Annotated in this window: 3 protein-coding genes; 1 reads left to right on the top strand and 2 read right to left on the bottom strand. The window is 70.2% G+C overall.

Features of this window, described 5'->3' with window-relative positions:
• Both HMPREF0321_RS10605 and HMPREF0321_RS10600 read right to left on the bottom strand, forming a co-directional pair.
• A partial coding sequence (locus HMPREF0321_RS10605; protein ID WP_006946339.1) for a response regulator transcription factor occupies window positions 1-594 on the bottom strand: 594 nt, incomplete at its 3' end.
• Window positions 591-1982, bottom strand: coding sequence for a sensor histidine kinase (locus HMPREF0321_RS10600; protein WP_050786564.1), 1392 nt, complete (start codon window positions 1980-1982; stop codon window positions 591-593). The genes HMPREF0321_RS10605 and HMPREF0321_RS10600, both read right to left, overlap by 4 nt.
• A 152-nt stretch (window positions 1983-2134) precedes the next feature.
• Between HMPREF0321_RS10600 and HMPREF0321_RS10595 the strand changes: the two genes are divergently transcribed.
• The gene (locus tag HMPREF0321_RS10595) at window positions 2135-3211 is read left to right on the top strand and encodes an FtsX-like permease family protein (RefSeq protein WP_006946338.1); all 1077 of its coding nucleotides are present in this window, start codon (window positions 2135-2137) and stop codon (window positions 3209-3211) included.
• Window positions 3212-3385 lie beyond the last annotated feature (174 nt).

Genomic DNA, 3385 nt, shown 5'->3' with positions numbered 1-3385 from the left:
TTCGGTGCGCGAGGTTGCGCCCAGTTTTTCGTTGATGTGCACGAGGTGCGTCTTGACGGTCGCCTCGGAGACGAAGAGGTGCTTCGCGATCTCCTTGTTCGTCGCGCCGCCGGCGACGGCGTCGAGCACGTCGAGTTCGCGGGCCGTCAGCGTCGGTGCGGGCGAGGACAACCGGTTGACGAGGCGCGCCGCGACGGCGGGCGCGAGCACCGTCTCGCCGCGTGAGGCGCGGTGCACGGCCTCGACGAGGTCGGCGGGCGGTGCGTCCTTGAGCAGGTAGCCGGACGCGCCGGCCTCGACGCCGCGCACGATATCGACGTCCGTGTCGTAGGTCGTGAGGATGAGGACGCGGGGCGCGTCGTCGCGGGCGCGGATGGCGCGCGTCGCCGCGACGCCGTCGAGGCCGGGCCCCATCTGCAGATCCATGAGGACGACGTCGGGGCGCACCCCCTGCTCGGCGAGGCGGTCGAGCACGCGCAGGGCCTCCTCGCCGCCGGCGGCCTCGTCGAGGACGTCGATGCCCGACGCGTCGAGCAGCGCTCGTAGGCCCGCGCGCACGACGGGATGGTCGTCGGTGAGGATGACGCTCGTCATCGGAGGCTGCTTTCCGTCGAGGGTGTCACGTGCGGTTCGACTCCGGCCGTCAGGGCAGGGGCGGGCTGGGTGTTCTCCTGCCTCACCGCCTTGTAGGGGCCGCTGGTGGGGATGGTCGCGATGAGGGCGGCGCCCTCGCCGGGCTGGGATTCGATCTCGAGGTGGCCGCCGAGTGCGTCGAGGCGTTCACGCATGGCGCGCAGGCCGAATCCGCTGCCGCCCAGGGGTGCGCGTTCGACGTCGGCGTCGGTGAAACCCACGCCGTCGTCGATGACTTCGAGGCCGACCTCGTCGAGTCGGTAGCTGAGCGTCACGCCGACGCGCTGCGCTTTGCTGTGGGTGCGCACGTTGGCGAGGGCGCTCTGCGCGATGCGCAGCAGCGCGACATCGACTGGGGCCGGCAGTGGGCGCGGTTCGCCGTCGCAGGTCGTGTCGGCGCGGATGCCGGTGTGCTCCGTCAGGCGCGCGGTGAGGCGCTCGAGAGCGCCGGACAACGGCGCGTCGACGAGGTCGCTCGGCGTCAGGGCATGGACGACCTCGCGCGAGTCGGCGAGGCCCTGCGCGGCCGTCGACTCGATCTGCTCGAGCAGGCGCACCATCTCGTCGCCGGCGTGCGCGGCGCTGTCGCGGGTGGCCTGGGCGCTCGCGGGCTGGGTGAGGGCGTGCTGGTTACGGGCGAGACCCGCGCGCGACAGCAGCACGATGCTGGAGAAGCCCTGCGCGAGGGTGTCGTGGATGTCGTGGGCGAGGCGTTCGCGCTCGGCGAGGACGCCGGCGCGGTGCTGGGCGAGGGCGAGCGTCTCCTGCGTCGCGAGCACGTCGTCCTGCGCGGCGACGAGCTGGGTGACGAGTTCGCGGCGGCGTGTGTTCTCCGCACGCAGCTGGGCGTAGACCCACGAGATGCCGAGCGCGACGATCATCCCCATGATCGGGCCGATGACGGTGCCGACGTTGCGTCCGTCGGGGCGCGAGACGAGGGCGGCGACGCTCGCGACGAGGACGAGGGGCACGAGGGCGGCAGCGATGGGCCGGATCGCGACGTGCAGGACGAGGAAGTACAGCGCGAACGCCACCCACGCGAAGTCAGGCGCGACGGCGAGCGTCAGGCACCACGCGAGCGTCAGCGCGATGATCCACACCTGGCCGGTGTGCGAATCCTGGGCGGCGCGCAGCGACTGGGCGCGGCGCGCGCGGCGTTCGACGACGAGGCCGCTCAGGTAGACGCCGGTGAACACGACCGTCGCGGCGATGACGGCGAACGGCGAGGCGTCTCCGGCGAGCGCCCGGATCACCCCGACGACGAGCAGCACGACGAACAGGACGTGCATCGCGGCCTGCATGATGCGGATGGTGCGTTCGGAGTCGGTGGTGGGGTCGGTGGTACTCATCACCGTCCATTTTGCCGCGTGGATGCGTCGAACGCGCACGGACGTCAACCGAACGGTTGATGCGTTCTCCCACTGCCTGGGTGATGCGCGCAGGGGATGAATCGCGCTGGAATGGAGAAAACCTGGAGAACCTGTGCCGAAAGAAGAGGTTGATGTTCCTCGCAACTCGAGACCTTGCGTACGCCAAGGGGCGTTTCGCCCTCATCGGCGGCGTCATCGCCCTGATCACGCTGCTCGTCGTCATGCTGACCGGCCTCGCGGCCGGCCTCGCGAAGGAGAGCGTGTCGGCCATCGACACGTTGCCCTCGCACGGTGTCGACCAGATCGGCTTCTCGGCCCCCGCGAAGGGGCAGAAGGTCGGGTATGACAGCTCCCACGTCGAGGCGAAGGACATCGACAAGATCAAGTCGGTCAAGGGCGTCACCGACGCCTCGCCGCTGACGATCACGCAGGGCCGCGCGAGTGTCTCCGGTGTGCCGTCGGCGGTCGCCATCTTCGCCGTCCCGGACGGTTCGTTCGCCGCGCCGAAGGGGGTGAAGAACGGCTCCGTCGTCGTCGGCAAGACGATCACGAAGGACGCCGCGCTCAAGGAGGGCGAGTCGATCTCGTTCAACAACAAGAGCGTTCGCGTCGCGAAGCTGAGCGACGACGCGTCGTACCAGCACCAGCCCGTCGTGTGGATGACGGAGAACGACGCGAAGGCCGCCGGCCTGCTCGGCCAGGGCTCGGGCACCGTCGCGCTCGTCAAGACGGGCAGCGGGTTCTCGAAGGACGCGCTCACCTCGGCGACCGGCCTCGACGTGCAGGACCCGAAGACGTCGCTCAGCACGATCAGCGCCTACCAGGCCGAGAACGGCTCGCTGACGCTCATGCGCGTCATGCTCATGCTCGTCTCCGCCCTCGTCGTCGGCGCGTTCTTCACCGTCTGGACGATCCAGCGCACGCCCGACCTCGCCGTCCTCAAGGCGATGGGCGCGCACACCGGCTACCTCGTGCGTGACGCCATGGGTCAGGCCGCCATTTTGCTGCTCATCGGTGGCGGCCTCGGCACGATCGTCGCGACCGTCCTCGGCTACTTCGCGCAGGGCACGGTGCCGTTCGTCCTCAGCCTCACCACCACGCTCGTCCCGCTGGCGCTGCTGTTCGTTCTCGGTCTGCTCGGCGCGCTCGTCAGCGTGCGCCGCATCGTGACCGTCGACCCCAACACCGCACTGGGGGCCGCGCGATGAGCCTTCGTCGTCATGCACCCGTACCTCGTGTCGAAGGCCGCGCGATGAGCCTCGACGCCACCCTCGTCCCCACCACCGCGCCAGGAGCAGCCCGATGAGCCTCGACGTCAAGAACGCGACGCTGACCTTCCCCGACGGCGCCTCGGGGCGCATCACGGCCGTCAACGACGTGTC

It is taken from the genome of Dermacoccus sp. Ellin185 (genome assembly GCF_000152185.1).
GTDB lineage: Bacteria > Actinomycetota > Actinomycetes > Actinomycetales > Dermatophilaceae > Dermacoccus > Dermacoccus nishinomiyaensis.
Note: the sequence above shows the minus strand (reverse complement) of the source record. Positions and strands in the feature narration are given on the sequence as shown.